Source organism: Mucilaginibacter ginsenosidivorax (assembly GCF_007971525.1).
Classification (GTDB): Bacteria; Bacteroidota; Bacteroidia; order Sphingobacteriales; family Sphingobacteriaceae; genus Mucilaginibacter; species Mucilaginibacter ginsenosidivorax.
Window position 1 is genome coordinate 2,558,545 of sequence record NZ_CP042437.1, and the last position, 23,491, is coordinate 2,582,035.

The following is a 23,491-nucleotide window of genomic DNA, read 5'->3' on the forward strand; positions in this document are numbered from 1 at the left end:
TATTTTGCGGCAATAATGAAAGCCTCAGGAAATTTTATCCCAGCTTAAACCGGCATTTTTTGTTTCGAAGGCATGGTGCAGCACCTGGTTTTCGGGCAGGGCCAACTGGGGGTCTTTGGTGAAGATCTGCTCCACCGTTTTGCGGGCCTTAAACAACAACTCCTGGTCGGTAGCCAGGTTGGCAACCTTCAGGTCGAGCACGCCGCTTTGTTGGGTACCATCCAGGTTGCCGGGGCCGCGCAGCTGCAGGTCGATCTCCGAGATCTCGAAACCGTTATTGGTTTTCACCATGGTATTCAGCCGGATTTTGCCATCGTGGCTTAGCTTGTGGCTGCTCATTAAAATACAGTACGATTGCTCGGCCCCGCGCCCTACCCTACCGCGCAGCTGGTGCAGTTGCGACAGGCCAAAACGTTCGGCATTTTCAATAATCATTACCGAGGCATTGGGTACGTTAACCCCAACCTCTATCACGGTGGTGGCCACCATAATTTGAGTTTGCCCTTTGATGAAGCGCTGCATCTCAAATTCTTTATCGGCAGGTTTTAATTTGCCATGTACAATGCTGATCTTATACTCAGGCAATGGAAACTCGCGCGAGATAATTTCGATGCCCTCCTCCAGGTTTTTAAGGTCGAGTTTTTCGCTTTCTTTAATCAGCGGGTACACAATATAAATTTGCCGGCCAAGGGCAATTTCTTTTTTCATAAAACCAAATACCCGCAGGCGCTGGTTATCAAAAAAATGCAGTGTTTGGATGGGCTTACGGCCGGCGGGCAGCTCGTCTATTACCGATACATCCAGGTCGCCGTACAGGGTCATGGCCAGGGTGCGGGGGATGGGGGTTGCCGTCATCACCAGGATATGGGGCGGCACGACGTTTTTACGCCAAAGTCTCGCCCTTTGCTCAACCCCAAAACGGTGCTGCTCATCAATTATCACAAAACCCAGGTTTTTAAATTGCACTTTGTCTTCTATCAGCGCGTGGGTACCAATCAGTATCTTCATTTCGCCGCTCTCCAGTTTCTGGTGCAGCACCCTGCGGTCTTTTTGTTTGGTCGATCCGGTGAGCAGGGCCACCTCGATAAAACCATCGCCAACCAAAGTGCTGATGGTTTGGTAGTGCTGACTGGCCAATATTTCGGTTGGCGCCATAATACAGGTCTGGAAGCCGTTATCAACAGCTATCAGCATGGCCATCAGGGCCACAACGGTTTTGCCGCTGCCTACATCGCCTTGCAGCAGGCGGTTCATTTGTACGCCGCGCTGGGTATCCTGCCTTATTTCCTTTAACACCCGCTTTTGCGGCGTGGTTAGCTGGAAAGGTAGTTTATGGTGATAAAAATCGTTAAAGTAATGACCTACAGTGCCGAATATATTCCCCTTAAACTTTTGGGTATGCAGCATTTTATTGCGCAGGAGTTTAAGCTGCAGCAAAAACAATTCTTCAAACTTAAGCCGGTGCAAAGCCTCGTTCAGCAAATTGGCATCGGCCGGGAAATGGATATTGCGATAAGCATCGGCCCGGCCCAGGAGTTTAAAATGCTGGATAATATATAGCGGCAAATTCTCCTTAATATCCTTAGCATGCAAACCCAGTAAAGTAGCGGTAAGTTTTTGAATGCCCTTGCTATCCAACTGAAACTGTTTAAGTTTTTCGGTAGAGTTGTAAACCGGCTGCAGGGTGGCGTTGCCCTGCCGCTGCATATTAGCAGGCGAGTAGATTTCCATTTCGGGATGCGCCATTTGCGCCTGCCCGTTAAAGGAGCCTGCTTTACCAAACACAATGTATACGGTGCCGGGCACAATGGTTTTATCTATCCAGTTGATGCCTTTAAACCAAACCAGTTCCAGCGTGCCGGTATCATCACGGGTTTGCACTACCAGTCGCTTAGTGTGCTTTTCGCCAACAATTTGCTTGCTGATAACGCGGGCCAAAACCTGCACATAAGGCAAATCGGGGTTAATATCTTTTACCTTGTAAAATTTTGTCCGGTCGATATACCGAAAAGGGAAATGGCGCAGCAAATCCTCAAAAGTGGCAATAGCCAATTCTTTTTTCAACACCTCGGCCCGGGTTTGGCCCGCGCCTTTTAAGTATGTAAGTGGTGTTTGAAAAGGATCCATAGGAAAGCTGCAGCCCCTCTAAATCTCCCCTGAAGGGGAGACTTTTTATTAGCGTGTTTTTTAAACCGTTAGTTGATTTTGTTATAAGGCGCGAAGCAATCCCCGATTTGCTAAGTTCCACCTATACTATCAATATCGAATATCCGTCATTGCGAGGTACGAAGCAATCCTCGATTTGCTAAGTCCCACATAGTTCGGGATTGCTTCGTACCTCGCAATGACGGGTTTTATAAATGCTATTTCACAAACGTCATTACTGTTTTTCCAGATCACCCGGTAGTCACTCGCAATGACGCGTATTTTTATTCAAAAGCCCTCCCCTTCAGGGGAGGGTTGGGTGGGGCTTGAGGCTTTATTTTACCGCAATAACCGATATCTCTACATTAACGCCTTTTGGCAAGGCCGATACCTGTACCGTTTCGCGGGCAGGGAAGCTTGATGTAAAATAGGTGCCGTATACTTCGTTTACCTGGCCAAAATTACCCAGGTCGGTTAAAAATATGCTGGTTTTTACCACGTTGGCAAAGCCGATGCCTGCTTCGGTTAAAATGGCTTTAATGTTTTCCATTACTAAAACGGCTTCATCTTTAATACCGCTGGTAACCAGTTCGCCGGTGGCGGGGTTAAGAGGTATCTGGCCAGATACAAATACAAAATTACCGGCAACGGTTGCCTGGCTGTACGGCCCGATAGGTGCAGGCGCGTTATTGGTGTTTATTATTTCCATCATTTTTTAAGTATGAACACTTGTATAAGCTTGTAGATGATGCCCGCTAAAAACATAGTTATGGCAATTGCATTGATAATATGCATGGCCCGCAGGTTAAAACTGGTAGGCCTGTTGGGATCTTTTTTTCTAAAGAAATACATAATACAAACTTAGTAAAAAAAAGAGCCTCACCCAACCCTCTCCAAAGGAGAGGGCTTTTGATTTGCCCCACCGCTCCCGCGAGCTTTCAGCTCGTGGGTATCATGTTTGCAGCTTTCAGCTGCCCCCGCGCTAAGCGGATATGGATACGTAAGCTGGAAGCTTACACCCGATTACTCACGAGTTACGCTATGCTAACCTCGCGAGAGCGAAGTAGTCCACTCAATACATTTAAAAAAAGTGCTCCAAAAATGAGTATCCCACTCCTCTTTTAATGTCTTTACCATACTAATTACCTGCCCGGGGGCACTAAATAAACCAATAATTAAACAACTGAAATCCAATACAAATTAAAATTATGAACATTAAAACCAACACTTTATGAATGTTTTTTACCAAACAAAACACCGGATACTACGGCTGTTTGCTGTACTTCTGTTAATTGCCTGCGCAGCAACAGCATCGGCCCAAAACAAGGCCGTTACCGGTAAAATTATTGACGCCAGCACCGGCGAGGCCGTTATAGGGGCTACCGTGCTGGCTGTAGGCACATCAAACGGGGTAGCAGCCGATTTAAACGGCACTTTCAAAATTACCGTTGCAGCAAATACATCGCTGCAGTTTAAGAGCATTGGCTATACATCGGTTACTGTAGCCGCCGATTTTGATAAGCCGATGATCATCAAACTTACGCCATCAAACAAGGGGCTGGAAGAGGTGGTTGTAGTAGGCTATGGCCAGCAAAAACGGGCTACTGTTTCCGGAGCGGTTGCCACCGTATCATCAAAGGTTTTCCAGGACAGGGGGCCTATCAATAACCCGCTCGAATCCTTACAGGGCCAGGTTCCGGGTGTGGTGGTTACCCGCACATCGGCCCAGCCCGGCCGCGAAAACTGGAACTTCCAGATCCGCGGGGCCACATCAACCAACACCCAGGATCCGCTTATTGTGCTGGATGGTGTAGCACTGGTTAACAATGCCGAGCTAAACTCCATAAACCCGAATGATATTGACAATATATCTTTCCTGAAAGATGCCGCCGCATCTATTTACGGTGCGCGCGCTGCCTTTGGTGTAGTGCTTATCACTACCAAAAAAGCCAAATCGGGTAAAATGGATGTACAGTACCTTTCTACTATTTCCCAAAAAAGACTTGGCCTTCAGCCTATTTTGATTAATGACCGGCAGTGGGGCCAAAGCTTAAAAGAGGCCTTAACAAACGATAACTATGGCGTGGCTCCTACCAACTATCTTTGGTACCAACTGGCCGACCTGGCCACCCATCCGCCTGATTCACTTTATATCGATATCACCAGGTTACCGGGCTATGCCGGTTCGGCCAATGGTGTTTTATATAATGGCACCCCGCTGCCATCATTTGGCGATGTTAAGGACTTTACCTTTTTTGATACCAACATGCAAAAAATGTTGTGGGGCAACGCTACATCAACCCAGCAGGACCTAAGCTTTTCGGGCTCGGGCGACCGTAGCGGCTACCGGGTATCATTAGGTTACCTTAACGACGGCAGCCAGCTAAAATGGGGCCTCAACGGAAACCAGCGTTACAACCTCCGCTTAAATCACAGCTATAAATTTAGCGACAGGGTAAACCTGGAAACCAATATATCCCTCGAAAGGAATAATATACAGCAGCCTACATTATATAGCTACGGCGGTTACAGCGCGCTAAGTAACTACGCCCAGCCCGGCCTGCCCGCTTTTACTTCAAAAGGGCAGCCTTATGCCTGGGGAACGGTTTACAGCGCGCCTGCACTGCTTAAATATGGCGGCGATAACAAGGAATCGAACAGCAGGGCTTTGCTCAATTCAACCTTTACCTACAATTTTGCCAAACACCTTACATTTACTGCGGTAACAGGCTACCACGTATGGTACCAGGATAGCAGGATACAGCAAAAGCAGGTTCAGTTTTACAACTATGCCGGTAACCTGTTAATACAAACCAACCCGATAAACGGCGGCAACGGCGGCAGCAATACGTTTTATAACCGCAGCAACATTACCGAGCCTTATTATAACCTGGCGGGCAGGGTATCGTACGATAACGTGTTTAACAAGATACACGCCGTTGGGGTAATGCTTGGAAGCTCATACGAGCGCGATGAGTACAATTATTTTACCACACGTACCTACAACCTGGGCAGCGACGATATCCCATCATTAGGAACCGGTGTTACCAGCGGCACCGCCGGCTTTGTAACCAATGGCGAAACCCAGAATCATTATGCGCTGGGGTCATACTTCGGCCGGGCTACATATACCTACAACAGTAAATATAACCTGGAGGTGCAGGGCCGCTATGATGGCTCGTCAAAGTTTATTGCCGATAAAAGATGGAAAATATTTGGCTCGGTGTTGGGTTCATGGCTTATATCCGAAGAGTCATTTGTAAAAAACCTCAACATCTTCTCAACCCTTAAGCTGCGGGCAAGTTACGGAACCACCGGCAGCCAAAGCGGCATCGGCTTGTATGATTACTTACAATCGCTTAACGTAAATACGGGCGGCGCGTTATTGGGCAATAACCTGGCAACCTCGGTAACTACCACCGGCAGCCTGGTTTCGCTTAACCGGACCTGGGAAACCGTAGTTAAAAAGAACCTGGCATTGGATTTCGCCATTTTAAACGACCACCTTTCGGGCTCATTTGACATCTACCGGAATGAAAATAATAATATGCTGCTTAACCAGCTGTATCCGGGTGTACTTGGCGCCAGCGCACCAACACAAAACATTGGTACATTGCATACCTGGGGGTATGAGGGTAGCCTTACCTGGCGGTCAAACATTGGCAAGCTAACCTACTCGGTTAGCGGTACAATTACCGATAACCAAAACAAGCTGGTTCATTTTGGCGGGGCAAATGTTATTGCACCAGGTTATAACGCAACCGTTGAGGGGTATCCTCTTGGATCGTACTTCGGCTTAAAATATGGAGGCAAGCTGCAAACACAGGCCGAAGTTGATGCTTATAACGCACAATACGCGCCTGCCGGGAGCACCAACAACATAGGCTTACCCATACCATCGGCGCTTGCTAACCCTGCCGGCCAGATGAGCGGCCTGCGCCCCGGCGATAATAAGTTTGTGGATGTTAATGGCGATGGTAAACTGAGTATAGGAGGCACCACTGCCGATAAGGGCGACCTTGTTTACCTGGGATCGGATAACCCAAGGTACAGTTATGGGCTTAACCTTGGTTTGCAGTGGAATGGGTTTGATTTTTACTCCATTTTCCAGGGAGTAGGCAAACGGGCCGTGTTGCGTACCGGGTCATCAGCAAACTTCAGCGTTCCTTTCCTGTCTATTTTCCAGGGTCAAACAACATCTTACCTGGGTAATGTGTGGTCGCCAGAAAATCCGGATGCTTATTATCCCAACCTGCATTCGGCACAAAACAACGGTATTAACAACTATAACTACCAGCCATCAACCTGGCGTGTGCAAAACGGCGCCTATGTACGCCTTAAAAACGTAGTGCTTGGTTATACCATACCTAAAAGCCTGCTGGCACACACGCATGCCATAAAAGGCCTGCGGATTTACTTTTCGGGCAGCGACCTGTGGGAAAAAACCTATATACATGACGGCTGGGACCCGGAAGTTACCAGGACAGTATCAGGCAACGAAAGGTACCCTTTTTACCGCTACCTCACCCTTGGCGCAAACGTGACTTTTTAATTTAAAAAAAGATATCAAATGAAGACGAAATATATCAAGTTCATGTCGGTTATAGGGTTTGCCTTTGGCTTTACTATAATGTCATGTAATAAAGCACTCAACTTAAAGCCGCTTGACCAATTATCAGATGCGGCCTACTTTAAATCACCAACAGATTTTAAAACTTTTGCCAACCAGTATTACGGCTATCTTAAAAACTTTACCACCATTAACGGCTTGTCTGATAATCCGCATTCCGATGGCCGGTCAGACCTGTTTGGCGGCGGTGGTGCCTACGGCTCGGGTACCAACATTGTACCCGTTACCGAGCCCGGCTTTGGTAACGCCGGAAACTGGACTGTTGATTATGGCAGGATAAGGGCTGCCAATTACCTGCTGGATAAAGCGGCATCTTACCCAAGGCCTGCCGAAATAGCCCAATATGTGGCCGAGGCCAAATTTTTCCGCGCGTATACCTATTTTGATCTTTTACAGCAATACGGTGGCGTGCCCCTGATTACCAAGCCGCTTGACCTTACCTCGCCGGAGTTGTTTGGCGCCAGGGCCACCCGCGACCAGGTAGCCGATTTGATTATAGCCGACCTGCAGGCAGCCATACCAGCCCTGCCGGTTTCCCTATCAACCAACTCAGCAGATTTTGGCCGTGTAACCCAGATGGCAGCGCAGGCATTTTTGAGCCGCGTGGCACTTTATGAAGGTACCTGGCAAAAATTCAGATCGGGCGATGCAGCGCGGTATAATGCCTTGTTGGATAAATCGATAGCGGCAAGTGCCGCAGTTATGGCCAGTAACCAGTATGCACTGTTTGGCACGGCGGCTTCAAACGCTCTTGGCGGCAACAGCACTGTACTGGGCGACTCCTGCCTGAAATATTTATTCATACTTGAAAACATCAAATCAAATCCTGCGGGTATCACCAAAACTGCCAACCATGAATACATACTATCTACCCGATATGATGACGTGCTGAAGCCGGCTAACGTATTTGTGAGCCGCAGCACCATGGCAACCGGCGTAGCGCAAAAATTTGTAAATATGTTTTTGTGTACCGATGGGCTGCCGGTTGAAAAATCGCCGCAGTTTGGCGGCTTTCAAACCTATCTGTCAGAATTCCAGAACCGCGATAACCGTTTAAAATACACCATTAAAATTACTTACCAGTATTACTGGTACAGCATAAATGGCCGTGTTAACTGGACCGGCGATGCGGCCGACAGGGCAAATTCGCTGGGGCCGGCAAAACCTTACGGCTACGGCAATCAGAAATGGATATCAGAAAGGCAATTGGTTGATGGTAAAGAATCGGAAGATTACCCGGTAATTCGCTATGCGGAAGTACTGCTTAACTATGCCGAAGCGGTATATGAACGAAACGGAATAATTTCAGATGCCGACCTTAACAAATCTGTAAACCTTGTGCGCCTGCGCTGCAATTCAACCAATGGCATGCCGGGGCTTAGCAATGCACTGGTGAATACCAATAATATGGATATGCGTACCGAGATAAGAAGAGAGCGTACGATAGAGCTTTATGACGAAGATTTCAGGTTTGACGACATTAAACGCTGGCACAGCGGCACAACCGACCTTGTAACTAACGTAGGTGGTACTGCTTATGGCAATGCTGCCGCTTTTGTAAGCCCATGGCCGGTGTTGTATAAATACACCGGAACTCAGGCGGAGTTGGGCCCAGACCCTGTAAAGCCCGTACCAACAAACGCCAAAGATGCCAATGGCAACCTGATCCTGGATCAAACCGCCAGGTTATTTGGCGAAAAAAATTATTTATACCCCCTTCCATCCCAACAAATTACATTAAACCCCCAACTAACCCAAAATCCGGGTTGGTAATCCGGGTTTAGGTGCAATGAAAGGCTGTCTCGAAAGGGACGGCCTTTTTTAATTTATATGTGCCGAACCTACGGTTCTCTGTTTTAATTGTCGGGGTTCCACCCGTGGCTACAATATGTTGCGGAGCTACACCCCTGGAGGAAGGTAAACGTAAAAAACTCATCGGGTGCGGAGTTGAGAGTCTTAAGTCAAAAAAATAAATCTCTCAATTGACCATAAGTGTCTCGATCCCGCATCAAAGTCCGCGTAGCGGGCGGATCATCTATTAGCCACGGGTTTTAACCTGTGGACAAGATAGCCACGCCTATTCAAAGTTCCGCAGGAACGGCCCATATATCCTGGCATTTGCCTAACGCTTCACTGTTGCTCCAATATCCGGATTACAGCCATTTGGGAGCCGACGGTTAAACGTCGGGGGCTATTTTACCTATATTTTCGCGGTTACCAATTGTTGCCCCTACACTTGCGATTACCACCAGCACAACCGCGGCGTATTCCTGTACCGAAAGATACTCTTTCAGAAAAATCAACCCGCAAATAGCACCTACAGCGGGCTCCATGCTCATAAGGATACTGAAGGTTTTGGTGGGAATGTATTTGAGGCCATACATCTCTAACGAAAACGGGACAGCGCTGCAAAATAATGCCAACCCTACAGCAGGGATAATCATGCTGCTGTTGAAATTCAGCATGCCGCCACTTGCGAAGGCGAATGGCAATGTAATAATTAATGCAAACAGCATACCTATGGTAACAGCCTCCCCACCGTTTAACACTGCCGATACCCTGCGGCCCAAAACAATATACCCGGCCCAAAAAGCGCCTGCCAGCAGGGCCATGCCCGCGCCAAATAAATCAATGTTGGTGTTGTTCCAGGGTGTCATCAATGCTATTCCGGCAGCAGCAAGCAATACCCATAAAAATTCGATGAGCCGTTTTGAGCTGAATACTACCAGCAGCAGCGGCCCCATAAACTCAAGCGTGACCGCTATCCCCAACGGGATGCGTGATAATGCCAGGTAATAAATCAAGTTCATGGCCCCAAGGCACAATCCGTAAGGGATAACCGCCCGCCATTGTACTTTTGTCAGGGTTTTTAATCCGGGCCTGTTCACCGCAAGCAACATCAGTGCGGATAAGCCAATCCGCAAGGTGGCGGTTACCGAAGCACCAAGAGCCGGAAACAATCCCTTAGCTATAGCTGCCCCAATTTGAACGCTTAGTATCGAACCTAAAACCGCTAATAATGGGCGTATGGGTATTTTGTTTTTTTGCATTTGGTGGTAGCTGCCCTTCTAATTTTTAAAGGTAAATTGTTAGTTTGAAACAAAAGTAACCATGCTTAAACAGATACAGCCTGACTTAACTTTTTTCGTTTCAAATTAAAATAGAATACTGTTAAAATTACGATATAAATTAAGAGATCATGCCAGGAATAGCTTAAGCGGTAAGCAATTCCGATGCTGATACTTTTAAATAACACAAGCGACGATAAAAACATTATTAATAACGGGACAACCTTCAAAAATATCATGATGCAAAAAATGCAGATTAAAGCACTCATAGACTTCCGAAATTTTTTAATCCAAAACAATTGAGGCAACAATAACTTACTAATTATCTCTACAGCCCCTACATACCATAATGGCCCCGTGTAACGATTGAGAAAAACATACTGCTGATAATCAGCCTGTGAATAATACGCCCTAAATATCTCTGCAATTAATGATATCAAAAAAATGGTAGAACCAAAAAGCAAGCAGGTATTAACAGCCTGTATCAATACCTGTTTATCTATCTTATACAACCGGATTTTTAAAAGATGAACAATTATAAGCAAGGGAACTATTACAAAGGTTCCGCCAAAGAGAGCAGCGGTAACTAAATTTATGATATTACTAATTTCCATATACCCTGGCAATTAACGTATCGGCTTCGGAAACACCGGCAAACTCTCGTGCCCATCAGCATCTACCGATTGCACTGCAAAAAAGTAATTATCCTTTGAGTAGGCCAGCGTAGCCGTTGTATCAGCTACGTAAAATTTACGTTCCCAAAAGGCGCTGGTGGTTTCGCGCATCAGTACGTAGTAGCCTGCCGGTTTTTTGCCTGCGGATGGTGCTTCCCAGGTTAGTTTGGTTTTGTTGGTAAGGTCGCTGGTTACAATGCCTACGTTTTGTGGCCGGGCAGGCGCCAGGGCCAGGTTGGCCAGCACCGACAGGTTCATGCGGGCTACTTTTTGTACGTAGTTAAAATCTACAAAGTCGGGCAGGTCGCCGTAGTCTACGCCGTTTTCGGTGCGGATATTCTGGTGCTGGCGGTTAAAATCTTCGTTCATTTCGGTAAACCTTACAGCCGTAAAGCCCTGCTCCAAAAACGGCAGGTGATCGCCGCCGCGCAGGTAGCGGTCGCGGCGGTAAATGAGTTTTACATCCAGTTGGTCAACATAGCGTTCGCCGGTTTCCTTGGCATAGCGGGCCAGCTCGCGCGATGGACTGTCATTTTCGCCGCCCAATGATTTTAGCGCTGCCACCTGCTTATCGGTAGCATTGGTGGGGATGCCATCGCTAAAAACCCGCACGCTGCGGTTATCCTTCAGGTCGGTTTCCATGCCATGGGTGTTGCCTACAATATCATTGTTCAGCATGGCATCTACATTCCAGTTTTCGGCTTTGGCGCGTTTGGCCACATTGGTCGAACCGTAAAGCCCCTGCTCCTCGCCCACCACTGTCATAAAAATTATGGTTGCCGGGAACGAACGTTTGGCCATTACCCTGGCCAATTCCATAGAAAGCGCCGTACCCGATGCATCATCGTTGGCGCCCGGTTCTACCCCATTAGCATCCATCACATCATTAATCCGCGAATCGTAATGACCCGATACCAGGTAAACGCGGGTATCTGTTGGGTCGGTGCCCTTAAGTATGGCCAATACGTTTTTCAGTTTTACCGGCTTATCAATCCGTGTACCTTTTGGCTGGGTAAATGTATCGAAGGCAACCGTCATTCTCCCACCCGATTCCGAGGCGTATTTTTCCATTTCGCCCTTGATCCAGTTTCGTGCAGCACCACTACCGGTGGTTTTGCCGGTGGTATCGCTTAAAGTATGCCTGCTTTTAAAGCTAACCAGTTTGCGGATGGTAGCCTCGATGTTTTTGGACGATACCTCATCAACCATTTGCTTAATCTGCGCATCCTGTTTAATGATGGTTTGGGCAGAGGTGATGGTGGTGACGAAGAGAAGGAGGATGGTGATGTATTTCATAGGTGGGTGCGTTTTTTATTTTTTTCTGTAGAGACGCATAATTGCGTCTCCCGCGTTCAGATACAACGTTTAATCCCGTGGTATCTTCAGAATTGCGTTTTCTCTTAATTGGTGTATTAATGTGATATTTTAAACTATTGTATGGTTTGAATGTCCTGCGGGAGAAGCAATTATGCGTCTCTACAAAAATGACACTTCTCTAAAAATAAAGATTCTCAAACCCGTCATTATCTGCCAGCCAATTTCTCGGATTATTATAAATATACTCACGAATGTTATTATATTCTTTATCATCTCTGATAACCCTGTCATAGTACCGGGGTTGCCAGGCAAAATCTATCTCGTTATCATTGGCAAATGTTGTTACCGATGACTTATACCCGCGTAAAACTGCCGCCAAATTTCCTTTTTGTGCGCCACAATTTATTTACTTCCCATGATGTTTTATCAGGCTTATCAATAAAAAGGATCGCATGCATATGGTCTGGCATTATGCAGAAATCATCGAGCTTAACGAATGGATGAAATTCCGTTATTTTTAACCAATTATCATGGGCGATCTTGCCTATATCCGTGTATTCGACAAAAGCGTCGCTCCGGTTTTCGGGTTGAATAACCTCGCCCAAATAATGAATACGATGTTTAGTACAAATAGTCACAAAATATAAACCATGCGAACCGTAGTCCCATCCTGCAAGACGGGGCGATGAGATCCTGTATTTCTTTTGGTACTTATCTTCCATTTGTTGCACGTTAGTCCGGCGTTCTATGTTGCTTTATTTGAGCTTCCGGCCTTGCAAATATCCTAAAGGAGACGCAATTATGCGTCTCTACAAGTAATAGAATTTTCTTCCCAACGTAGAGACGCATAATTGCGTCTCCCGCGTTCAGGCACAGTGTTTAATTCCGCAATGCACGTCGTAATAATATTGATTTTTCATTTGACAAACAGACATTGCTGCCTTGTAAATTTTGAATGTCCTGCGGGAGACGCAATTATGCGTCTCTACAAAAAATGCATTTGCCAGCAAAAAACTATCCCTCTTCCTCCTCGCTTACCGCGTTCAAAACCACCTCTGCCTGTTTAAAATTCGTTTTTACAAAATGGCACCAGTCGCACTCTTTTTTGCCGCAACCGGTACTGAATTCGTGGGCCATAATTTTGGCGTAGGTATCGGTGATCTGCTCGGTTACCAGCTCAATATCTGCGGGGCTGATCACGTATTTCTCTTTGTAATATTCGCCTTCGCTTACAGGTTCAACAAAATCAAAAATGGTGTCAATAACCTCCCAGTCGTTGGTGCGGTCATGGTCAACCAATATTTTGTAAAACACGCCCTGGCGCCAGTAGTCGCCGCCCATGGGCGCATCAAATGTGGGGCGCAGCAGTTTGTCTTTGGCATTACGTACTTTACCTGTTTTATAATCAACTACGGTAACGTTTTTACCGTCGAACTCCATTTTATCCAGATTACCTTTAATAGGTACGCCGTTTATCTCGATATTTTTAATCGATTTTTCGGTTACGGCAATCTTGTTCCAGCCGCCAACATTTTGCTCGTAATAAGGCGGCAATATCTTCTCGCCGTAAGCCAGGCGCAGCTTATATTCATCTTTGGTGAACGAATCGCGGTTGCGGGCCATGTACCATTTAAACTCATTCATGAACTGCTCGGTCGACAAGAACTCGTCCTGGTTTTCCTTCAACAGGCGATATGTTTTATTCAAAGCCCAGTGCACCGCCTGACCAAACGTGGCCGACGGACTTTTGCCCGATGGCACCCTGATTAAACACTGAAAATAAAACCGCAGCGGGCAATCCAGGTAGTTGTTCAGGTGCGTTACCGAAAGCGTGTAGCTTTGCAGCAGCTGGTTAATGTAGTTTTTATCCAATAGTTCAACCTTTGGTTTTTCAACCTCGCTAAACTGGGTAGCAATAAAATCAACCATGGTATCGGCGGGCACTTTGGGGTATTGCAGCTGTGTATCGGTACTGGCTAAAATCTCGCCTATAAACTGGCTTGCTTCCTGGTCTTTTCCTTTTTTATCCTTGCCGGCGTATGATATCATGAGGCATTGTTTGGCGCGGGTAACGGCCACATAAAATAAGCGGCGGGCCTCCTCTTTTTGCGCAATATCGTCGGCTGCCGAGCGGGTAAGGGTATCCGGCAAGCTAAAACCACTGTTGCGGCCCTTACTATCCCAGGTACGTTTATCGCAGCCAATAAAAAACACATGCTCAAACTCCAGCCCTTTGGAGCCATGAGCAGTTAAAAAGTTTACCCCGTTATCGCTGAAGATCACTTTGTTCAAATCAAGCCGGATGCCGTTCTTTTTCATCAGTTCGATGGTGGCTATCAGGTCGGACAGTTTAATATCCGGGTTCTTACGGCTCTCGTCCTTTAAAAAATCGAAGAAACTGGTAAGCATCTGCATATAGCCGCCTTTATCGGGCTGCTGCATAATGTATTTCAGGATGCCCATTTTGGCAATCACATCCTGGAAAAACGCTTGCAGCGTTGAATTTACGGCCGATTTTAGCAAATCATCAATATTGTTCATGAGATACCTCATCTCCATATACTTATCCGGCGCAAACAGATCTGGCTGGGCAGGTGGCCGCAGCTCGCTGATGTACCGGCGGATGGATGTTTTTACCTTATCGCGGCTGTTGGCTGCAAAGTTTTCCTGCGATACCGCTATACTGGCTTTGGCAATCTCGATGGGTGCTATATTAAAGAAATCGTAATGCAGTATCTCAAACAGCAGTTCATCGCCGCTGTAGGGCGAATCGAGTTCCTGCATCAGGTAGCGCATAATGTTGATGATCTTTTCGCCAAAGGGTTGGGTTAAAATATCTATTTTACGCCTGGTGTTTACGGCTATCTTTTTTACCTCCAGGTATTGGATCATTTCTTCTACCTGGCTGTGGTTACGGTAAATTACGGCTATCTCTCCGGGCTCGGCACCCTTATCAATCAGTTTTTTTATTTGTGCTGATACATCTACCAGTTCCTGGTCGGGGTTCTCGTACTCACGAATCACAGGCTCAACGGCCATCTCCGTGAAGCGCGCGTGCGAAGCCTGTAAATCCTTATCGAGCTTTAGCTGTTTGGTTAAGCGCTCCTGGTTGTTATCAATCAGTGCTTTGGAAATATCCAATATGTGCTGGTTCGACCGGTAGTTGTGCTTCAGCACCACCGTTTTAAGGGTGCTCACATAATCGCTGGCAAAATCAAGAATATTGCTCATGTTGGCACCCTGGAACTTGAATATCGACTGGTCATCATCGCCCACCACAAACACGTTGGGTACATCCCAGTAGTTAAGCAAAAAGCGTAGCAGCTCGTTTTGCGACCCGCTTGTATCCTGGAACTCATCTACCAAAATATACTGGTAGCGCTCCTGGTATTTGCGCAGTATCTCATCGTTATCGCGGAAAGCACGCAGCACCCAAATGATCATGTCGTCATAATCATAGCGGCCCTTGGCTTTCATTTTAACATCGTAGTTCTGGTATTCGCGTACGGCGGCTACCAGTTTTTTCATCAGGTCATGCGCGGCATCAATGTCCTTTTGTTTGGGATCGCCGACTTTGATGCCGGTTTTAGAGTTGGCGCGTTTGTACACAAACTCCTCGCGGTTGGGGATATCGTCCAGGTATTCCTGCACGGCCTTTTCAATCATAGCCGCATCCCAGTTCTCGCGCTTCATGGTGCTAAACAGGTCTTTCAGGCGTTTGGTATCGTAATACACGTCGCCTGTAAAACGTTTCAGCAGGTGGTCATTAGCAAACTCGTCCACCAACTCGCGAAACAGCATGGCCGATTCCAGGTCGGACAGTGATTCCAGGTTCAGCTTGCCAAAATACTCCAGGTTTTCCTGGATAATCTCGTTACAAAAGGCATGGAACGTATATATATTAATCCGGTAAGCATCGGGGCCAATAAACTCAAACAGGCGCTTGCGCATGGCCACCGCCCCGGCATCAGTATAGGTTAGGCAAAGGATTTCGCTGGGCAGGGCATCAGTATCAGTTAATATTTTGCCAATTCGCGCCGCCAGTATTTGCGTTTTACCGGTACCCGGCCCGGCAACTACCAGTACCGGGCCGTCCATTTTATTTACGGCAGCCAATTGCTCGGGGTTTAGCCCGGCTAATGCTGATTGAAATTTATCGTTGTATTTGTTGAAGTTGGATTGCATAATTGTTGAGTAAAGATAGGAAAGGCCGGGCGGGATGGCAACTTGGGGATGGTAATGTTGTTCTAAATAAATTATTTGCTAGCGTCTACATTGCATAGAACTTCACCGAAATATTTTAAATTTGTGAAAAGGTAAAATATATGCGTACATCACAAATAAGAAAACAATTGCATGAATATATTGAAACGGCAGAAGATGATAAATTAAAAGCTATTTATACCTTGTTACAAAATGAAATCTCTGACGGTTACGAACTCACCAAAGCCCAAAGAGAGGAATTGGACAAAAGATTTAGTGACCATCAAAACGGATTAGGCCAATCATTTACCTGGGATGAAACCTTGACTATGGCAAAACAATCATTGATAAAATAATTATCGATGAGTTATGATTTAAAAATCCGGCAGGAAGCAACTAAGGAATTCTCAAATGCATTTTTGTGGTACGAAGAGCAACAATCGGGACTTGGCGACGTGTTTGAAACAGCCATCCGCAGAAAGCTAAATCAAATTAGCAGGAGCCCTTATCACTACAAGGCCGACTATAATCAATTTCACCAGGCATTAACGGAAAAATTTCCTTTCCTGATTGTTTATGTAATCGATGAAAATTTGAAACAGATTACCGTGATGGCCATATTTCATACCAGTCGTAATCCAAACAAAAAAATTCGAAAATAGTCTTTTGGGCGTTACCTACGGCCCGGGCTGTATGCTCATACGCCTGCAGGCACTACGCTCGGGCCGGTATCCGCGCCCATCCCTAACGCAAATAATTCTCCCCCCACTACAACCCTATCCCCGTCCCCGTAGGGAAAAACACATTAACACTTACCGGCAATTTACCAGTTGGCTTCAAAGTACCCATTAGCACTTTCACTACTGATTTTTGCAGCTCGGGGCTGTTTTGATAGCATACCATCAGGGCTTTGCTTTTTTCGATACCGGGCAGGCCGGCTATGGTGTAGGCATTGGCAAAAACGCTGATCACCGTATTAGGCCGACCGGCCAAATCGGCTATCATCAATTTCACGTCGCTGTTGTAGTCCAGCTTGCTTTGGGGGCGAAGGCGGGTATCATGCACGCCCACTATTACCTGCTGGTACTGACTTAACAACGAAAGTATATTTTTAAGGCCGATAGCCGGGGTGTTTTTATCAACCATAAACAGCTTGCAGTTGGGGAAGCTTTTGGCAGCTTCCTGCTGAAACGCCGTTGGCGAGGATACGCCAATACTCACAATAGCGGTTTTTAAAAACGGGTTCAGCTTAATGGTTGATGCATCGCCTTTCAATATGGTTACCGCGGCATCACTTAGTTGCTGCACCAGGTCTTTTTGCGCAGGGCTGTTAATATCTGCGTTAAGATTTAAGGGGGATGCTTCCCGGTACTGGTTAAGCCCGGCCCAATATTTGGCTGCAAGTACTTTTTTTACCTTGATTTCAAACTCGGCTTTACTGATGGCACCGTGACGCAATGCTTTGCGGATAAGATTAATTGCACGATCGGAATTTTCAGATAGCTCGATAACATCCATACCGGCAACAAAAGCTTTCACATCAGCGTCGCCATTAGGGAAATATTTTACAACGCCTTTCATCTCCATGGCATCTGATACCACCAGGCCTTTAAACTTCAGCGAATCTTTTAAAATACCGGTAATGATGGGGCGCGATAATGTAGACGGCAAATGAGTAGTGGTATCCAATGCCGGGATGCTCATGTGGGCTATCATCACCCCGCTGATGCCGGCCGCAATAGCCTCCCGAAAGGGGTATTCTTCCAACGAATCAAGCCGGGCCCGGCTATAAGGCAGCAGGGGCAAATCAAAATGCGAATCAACATTGGTATCGCCATGGCCGGGGAAGTGTTTGGCGGCGGTTAGCAAACCGGCATCCTGCATACCTGTAAAATAGGCTATACCCTTTTTGGCCACGTTATATTTATTATCGCCAAATGAGCGATAATTGATCACAGGGTTATTAGGGTTATTATTCACATCCATATCGGGCGCCAAATTAAAATGAGCGCCTATACGTTTAAAATCGGCGGCCACCTGGCGCCCCATTTTGTATATCAGTGTATTATCCTGTATAGCGCCAAGCGTCATCTGGTATGGGTATGATACGGTCGAATCCAGGCGCATACCCAGGCCCCATTCACCGTCCATGGCTATCAGCAAAGGGACTTTTGCCAGTTTTTGATACTGGTTAACCAGGTTTAACTGCCTGCCGGGGCCGCCCTGGAAAAACACCAGGCCGCCAATTTGCTGATCCTTAATCACTTTACCAACCGAATCGGCATAGGCCTGCCCCTTGTTGGTATGTGCCCGCACAAATAATAATTGCGCTATACGGTGTTTACGGCTCAGTTTATGATAAACAGAATCCACCCAATGGTTTTGCGTGTTGAGGCTTTGGATGTAGCTTTCCTTTTGCGCGAAAGCGTTTATAACGATAAAATTAAGGGAGATTATGAATGCGAAACAATAGCTGGTTTTCAATTTTGGCATGTTCAAATGTAAACACGAAACACGAATTGATGCAACACGAATTGCCACCAATTAAAGCGGATTGCACGAATTGATAGTGATACAGACAAAACCTACGCGCAGATTAGTGTAATTAGAAAAAAATTCGTGCCATTAGTGTCCAATTAAACCTTTGCGATATTTTTTATTCTATGGCTATATAAAAACACACTAACATGAAGAAGATTATTTTTTTTGCTATCTGCCTGTTTGCAGTATATGACGCCAGCGCACAAGGATATTACGGCCCGCCACGCCGCAGGCCCCGTTACCGCGAAGAACGCCGCGAACGTCCGCGCCAAAGCCAGGACGATTTTTATCGCATAAAAGTTGGCCTAACCGGCGGCTTAAACATTTCAAACACTATTGATGCCGATAACTCCAACTTCAGCACCAACTCTATCGCCGGTTTTAACGGTGGTTTAACTTTGGATATCCCTATTGCTTATCCAATATCATTTGCCCCCGAAGTTTTGTATTCGGGCAAGGGTTATACAGCCAATACCGATTACGGGAAGTTTACGCAACGTACCAATTACATTGATGTACCCTTGCTGTTAAAGGTTAAGCTGGCACCGCAATTCAACTTTTTGGTAGGCCCATCCATCAACTTTTTGGCATCAACCAAAAATACTTATGAAACCGGTTTTATTACCGAGCAGGAGCAATACTATAACAACCGCGGCGACCATACCGACGTAAGCGGTGTTATTGGGCTTAGCGTTGATTTGAGCCGAAACATCGAGCTTAGGGGCCGCTATAATATCGACCTGACCACCAGCCGTCCGGATGATAACTCCTACCTGCCTAACTACCGCAACCAGGTTTGGCAAATTGGTTTAGGGTTTAAATTTCAATAAAAGCTCTTTAAGCTAAAAGCCGAAGGCCTAAGCTTAAAGTTATTGAACAAGAGCCATGCGGGATTGCCGGGTGGCTCTTGTTATTTATCCTTTACAAATACCTTTTGAATATCTTGTTCAAACTGCTCTTCTTCCTTGTAAAGTATTTGCCGGTAAGGCGCAAAATCTTTTATCAATTCATGGTAGTTAGTTAAACATTCATTTATCCGGCCGATAATTTCTGGGATTTGACCATCCTCTTTTTCAAACCTATATTGTTCAGGAATAGGCATATCCTGCTGATAAGCTGCCGAACCGATTTTGCCAATAATCATACAGCAGCGCATCAAACAAGCCTCGCGCGGCATACGCTCCTTGCCAGGGTGGAAACCAAAATCTACATATAGTTTGGCCCTGTTCATCAAGGCTGCTACTTCGGCAGGCGCCATGCCCTTGATAGGTACCCATTTCATGGTGGGTGTAGCGGCAATGATCTTATCTAAAAAGGAGTCGTTTTTAACCGGGTTGTATATTATGAGGTTTTCTTTGGGCGTACCTTCGGCTACCATATCAAAAAAAGCGCTGTTCATGTAATCCGATATCCGGCCAACTGGCTTTATACTATTTTCGAGCAGGTGCACCTGCGAGTAGTAAGAATGGCTGATGTGCTGCACATCCTTGCGGCCTTTAAGCCTGCCGAATGATGCTGTAGGATATTTACCCAGGTAATTTTTCAGTTTAAAATACTTTTTGTGCTGTAAACTTTGGGTTAGGTTGTTTTGGGTAATGTAATAGTTAACCACGCTAAGCCACCAGATAACTTTGCGCAGCTTTTTATAGCTATCATCAAAAATAGGCAGCAGGTGCGTTTCGGGCAGTATGATGATATTTTGGGCGTAGTTCTCGATATTTTCAGCAACAGGCACGCTATACTTTTCATAGTTTTTATGCACTATATCCACGCTATCGGGGGTAGCGTAGTAATGCATAAATACATTAAAATCCATTTGCCTTAGCTTGGTGCCCAACTGGTGCAAAGCCTCGGGGCCGCCGGTGGCGTACCCTGCCGGGCAAAAAATATAAATCCTGGTTGCGGGCAGGCACTTTATTTCGGTCAAATTCTTTGTCAAAACTGGTTTGTTGTTTTTAGCAATTTAAAACACCTTGTAATCATTATTATCATTTTCCATTTATTGCAATACGGCATAATTTATATATCTGCTACAAATGCACAAATACTATGCTGTATTTGCTGGTAAGCTATTAATAAAATAAAAAACTTTTTTGGGCAAAAGCTGTATCACATTAACAAAAACGCACGTAATTGATTTAAACACGATAAAAATTGCATTAAATACGTTTTTTATCCGTTAGGTTATTAACATCTACTTTTTTACCGGAAAAACATATTACTGAATGATATCAATTATTATTTCATCCGTTAATAAAGCTAATCTGCAACAGGTAAGTGAAAATATCGATGCCACAATCGGCATTCCGTTTGAAATTGTTGCCACTGATAACAGCAAGGGGCAAATGGGCATCTGCGAGGTTTACAATAAAGCCATGCTGCGTGCTCAATATGATTTTTTATGTTTTGTGCATGAAGACGTGTTGATAAAAACCAATAACTGGGGCCAAAAACTATTAGCTTTATTTGAGCAAGACCCCAAATTAGGTTTAGTAGGCATAGCAGGCAGCAGCTATAAACCGCTGGCGCCTTCGGGTGTGGGGGGTGTGGGCGCTTATACACACTATCATAATCTTATACAATCATTCAAATACAAAAAAGAGAAAGCGCGACATGCCTACCATAACCCCGGTAAGCAACGCCTTGCCGAAGTAGTATGTATCGACGGTGTATTTATGGCTACTACCCGGGAAATAGCCGAGGAATTTATGTTTGATGAAATCACCCTTAAAGGCTTTCATGGGTACGATATCGATTTCTCCTTATCAGTAAGTCAGAAATATAAAGTGGCTGTTACTTTCGATATATTGCTCAACCACTTTTCTGAAGGGTTGTTTAACGATGTATGGATGGAAGAAAATTTGAAATTACACAATAAGTGGAACAAATTTTTGCCTATAAAAGCCTGTAAGCTAACAGCCGAACAGATCTTTTTTATCGAAAAAAACACCTTTAAAAATTTTATTGATGAGTTAATCAAGTTCAACTACCCTATAACTACCGCCATTAAAATGCTTTGGAAAAACAGGCGTTTTTTTCAGCTCAACTCAAAGCTGTTTTTTAAACTGAAGTTCCATATTTTTAAAAAATACATTAAATCCAAACCCTCTTTAGCAAGTTATATCTGGTAGCCGCAGGTTTTAAAAATTGGGCGCCAAAAGTCAGGGTACAAATCCCACGCATGGCATCCAAAAGGCAGCTGGTTATTATTTAACTCGATACACCTTGCGGGGGGCTGCTCAATTGAAAACTTCAGCGCAGCTTTCCAGGATGGAATTTTTAATAATTTGCGCTTACGGTTTACCTCGATGCTCCAAAAAATATCCTCGTTAAACTCGTGCTCATGACGGGTTAAATAAATATCCATTTTGTGACGCATACTAATACTAAGTTCATGAAATTTATTAACCCGGCGCAGCGATAAGCCACCGTTACCAACCTTGTACTCGTACTGCATTGGCGATGGCACCCCATTTTTTTGCACATTATAACGGGCGTGGTAATAAAATTGAATTTTTGATTTAATAGCTTTAACTATGTCAGGATACTTACCTGGCGGTATCCATGGCGCTCCAATGTAGTCATATGGCTGATTGCACCATAAAGCAAGCTCATCGGTAAATACAAAAGCGTCCAGCTGATGGATAAGCATAAATTCGTACCCCAAAAAACGTCCGTAAAAGATATCCGACAGCATCAGCGCATTATAGCCTTCAATGCCTTTAAAAAAATGATCTTCAAAACTTTCCTCGCCGGTAAAATTAAAAGAAGCTATTTCATCAGATAAAACAAGGGATTCCGGTTTAACAACTATACGCGGATAAGCAGCTAAAACACGTTGCATTTGTGCAAGGGCCACCTTTTCTAAAGCCGAAAGTTCATTTTTATAGATGGGAACTATTACAACAACTTTTTGGGTCGCAATCATACCTATGTTGTTTTGGTGTAAAGTTCTGCAACTAAAGATTCAAAATGATCCTGAAAAAGAAAATCGTGCCCGCCGGGCCCTTCTGGTACCACGTTAATCACATCATAACAAACCTCCAGTATCCGGGGCACTTTAAGGGCTTCGGCAATTGAGAATGGGAACGACTGGTTGCCGATAAAAAATTTACAACCGGCTATTATCCGCGCCATTTGTAAAAAATCGCTTACCTGCACCCATTCAATATTGGGGATTTGTTTTTTGATATCCTCGTACTCCGATTCAACCCCTATAAATTTCAATTTATCATACTTACTCAAAAATGAATAATCGGTGGTTATGTTCCGGTACCTTTCGCTGCGGGCAATAACGATGTAACCCGCAAAGGCCGTATCCGGCTCAACATGAAGCCAGCTTTTCCAAAGATCGGGTGTTACCCCGGTAACGTAGGCGCACCAATGGGCAATGTTGCACCTATCCATAGGGATATGCCCGGCTCTGAAAAAATCAAGATCGATGTCAATCACTTCGTCCTTTAATTCGCCCAGGCTATTGATGTACGGCTGCGAGTTTATTAAGGGCGCCAGCATATCTATCATTTTGGCATTGAGCATTACACCGCCTAAGGGGTGCTTTGCTGGGTTGGCTATCATTAAAGGCTGACCGGCGCGTAAATACAAGTTGATGGGCACCTTAACCGTTTCGGCCAGCTTTTTTATAGTGGCCATAGCGTATATGATATCGCCGGCATTGCCACTGTGATTTAAGTTGATCTGATGATTGGTTTTGGCAGCAGCCTGAATTTTAGCCGGCGTGGTTAAGCGGTCATTACCGGTTAAAAACTGTATAAATTCTACTTTCTTATAATTGCTTAACTCCCACTTATAAGTTTTATAGCCTTCCCTATTGGTGTATTTAAGCCAGTAAGTACCTATAAAACTCTTTTTTTGTATCATTTTGCTTAATCAAAAATTTATTGAGAATGCTA

17 protein-coding genes are annotated in these 23,491 nt (G+C 45.3%); 6 read left to right on the plus strand and 11 right to left on the minus strand.

The window, feature by feature from the left end; genetic code table 11:
• Positions 1-24 precede the first annotated feature (24 nt).
• The 3 genes from recG to FSB76_RS32835 all read right to left on the minus strand — a co-directional run bounded on the left by recG (position 25) and on the right by FSB76_RS32835 (position 2,997).
• On the minus strand, positions 25-2,127 hold the full coding sequence (gene recG / locus FSB76_RS10585) for an ATP-dependent DNA helicase RecG (protein WP_147053545.1): 2,103 nt from the start codon (positions 2,125-2,127) through the stop codon (positions 25-27).
• Positions 2,128-2,479: 352 nt separating this feature from the next.
• The gene (locus tag FSB76_RS10590) at positions 2,480-2,857 is read right to left on the minus strand and encodes a RidA family protein (protein WP_147053546.1); all 378 of its coding nucleotides are present in this window, start codon (positions 2,855-2,857) and stop codon (positions 2,480-2,482) included.
• On the minus strand, positions 2,854-2,997 hold the full coding sequence (locus tag FSB76_RS32835) for a DUF6728 family protein (RefSeq protein ID WP_317131370.1): 144 nt from the start codon (positions 2,995-2,997) through the stop codon (positions 2,854-2,856). The genes FSB76_RS10590 and FSB76_RS32835 overlap by 4 nt, the downstream gene beginning before the upstream one ends.
• 379 nt (positions 2,998-3,376) lie before the next feature.
• Here FSB76_RS32835 and FSB76_RS10595 point away from each other — a divergent pair, with 379 nt between their 5' ends.
• The gene (locus FSB76_RS10595; RefSeq protein WP_147053547.1) at positions 3,377-6,697 is read left to right on the plus strand and encodes a SusC/RagA family TonB-linked outer membrane protein; all 3,321 of its coding nucleotides are present in this window, start codon (positions 3,377-3,379) and stop codon (positions 6,695-6,697) included.
• An 18-nt stretch (positions 6,698-6,715) separates the two neighbouring features.
• Positions 6,716-8,548: a RagB/SusD family nutrient uptake outer membrane protein gene (locus FSB76_RS10600; RefSeq protein WP_147053548.1), complete on the plus strand. Its 1,833-nt coding sequence runs from the start codon at positions 6,716-6,718 to the stop codon at positions 8,546-8,548.
• A gap of 404 nt (positions 8,549-8,952) precedes the next feature.
• On the opposite strand, the gene FSB76_RS10605 is transcribed toward FSB76_RS10600, so the two are convergent.
• The 4 genes from FSB76_RS10605 to FSB76_RS10625 all read right to left on the minus strand — a co-directional run bounded on the left by FSB76_RS10605 (position 8,953) and on the right by FSB76_RS10625 (position 16,019).
• Positions 8,953-9,825, minus strand: coding sequence for an EamA family transporter (locus FSB76_RS10605; RefSeq protein WP_147053549.1), 873 nt, complete (start codon positions 9,823-9,825; stop codon positions 8,953-8,955).
• Between the two features lie 644 nt (positions 9,826-10,469).
• Positions 10,470-11,813 (minus strand): M28 family peptidase, encoded by a 1,344-nt coding sequence (locus FSB76_RS10615; protein WP_147053551.1) that lies wholly within the window; start codon positions 11,811-11,813, stop codon positions 10,470-10,472.
• 374 nt (positions 11,814-12,187) lie between these two features.
• The gene (locus FSB76_RS10620) at positions 12,188-12,556 is read right to left on the minus strand and encodes a transposase (protein WP_147053552.1); all 369 of its coding nucleotides are present in this window, start codon (positions 12,554-12,556) and stop codon (positions 12,188-12,190) included.
• Positions 12,557-12,848: 292 nt separating this feature from the next.
• On the minus strand, positions 12,849-16,019 hold the full coding sequence (locus tag FSB76_RS10625; protein ID WP_147053553.1) for an ATP-dependent helicase: 3,171 nt from the start codon (positions 16,017-16,019) through the stop codon (positions 12,849-12,851).
• A gap of 140 nt (positions 16,020-16,159) precedes the next feature.
• Between FSB76_RS10625 and FSB76_RS10630 the strand changes: the two genes are divergently transcribed.
• Complete coding sequence (locus FSB76_RS10630; RefSeq protein WP_147053554.1) at positions 16,160-16,393, plus strand: addiction module protein; 234 nt, start codon at positions 16,160-16,162, stop codon at positions 16,391-16,393.
• 6 nt (positions 16,394-16,399) lie between these two features.
• A complete protein-coding gene (locus tag FSB76_RS10635; RefSeq protein ID WP_147053555.1) occupies positions 16,400-16,699 on the plus strand; it encodes a type II toxin-antitoxin system RelE/ParE family toxin in 300 nt (99 codons plus the stop codon).
• A 106-nt stretch (positions 16,700-16,805) separates the two neighbouring features.
• On the opposite strand, the gene FSB76_RS10640 is transcribed toward FSB76_RS10635, so the two are convergent.
• Positions 16,806-18,530, minus strand: a complete 1,725-nt coding sequence (locus FSB76_RS10640) for a glycoside hydrolase family 3 protein (protein ID WP_147053556.1) — start codon at positions 18,528-18,530, stop codon at positions 16,806-16,808.
• 194 nt (positions 18,531-18,724) lie between these two features.
• Between FSB76_RS10640 and FSB76_RS10645 the strand changes: the two genes are divergently transcribed.
• Complete coding sequence (locus FSB76_RS10645; protein ID WP_147053557.1) at positions 18,725-19,408, plus strand: porin family protein; 684 nt, start codon at positions 18,725-18,727, stop codon at positions 19,406-19,408.
• 80 nt (positions 19,409-19,488) lie between these two features.
• On the opposite strand, the gene FSB76_RS10650 is transcribed toward FSB76_RS10645, so the two are convergent.
• On the minus strand, positions 19,489-20,517 hold the full coding sequence (locus FSB76_RS10650) for a hypothetical protein (RefSeq protein WP_147053558.1): 1,029 nt from the start codon (positions 20,515-20,517) through the stop codon (positions 19,489-19,491).
• Positions 20,518-20,803: 286 nt separating this feature from the next.
• Here FSB76_RS10650 and FSB76_RS10655 point away from each other — a divergent pair, with 286 nt between their 5' ends.
• Complete coding sequence (locus FSB76_RS10655) at positions 20,804-21,709, plus strand: glycosyltransferase (protein ID WP_147053559.1); 906 nt, start codon at positions 20,804-20,806, stop codon at positions 21,707-21,709.
• Here FSB76_RS10655 and FSB76_RS10660 read toward each other — a convergent pair.
• Positions 21,697-22,506: a DUF5672 family protein gene (locus FSB76_RS10660; RefSeq protein ID WP_147053560.1), complete on the minus strand. Its 810-nt coding sequence runs from the start codon at positions 22,504-22,506 to the stop codon at positions 21,697-21,699. The two genes, FSB76_RS10655 and FSB76_RS10660, sit on opposite strands and share 13 nt — an antisense overlap.
• A 2-nt stretch (positions 22,507-22,508) precedes the next feature.
• Complete coding sequence (locus FSB76_RS10665) at positions 22,509-23,459, minus strand: hypothetical protein (RefSeq protein WP_147053561.1); 951 nt, start codon at positions 23,457-23,459, stop codon at positions 22,509-22,511.
• Between the last annotated feature and the right edge of the window lie 32 nt (positions 23,460-23,491).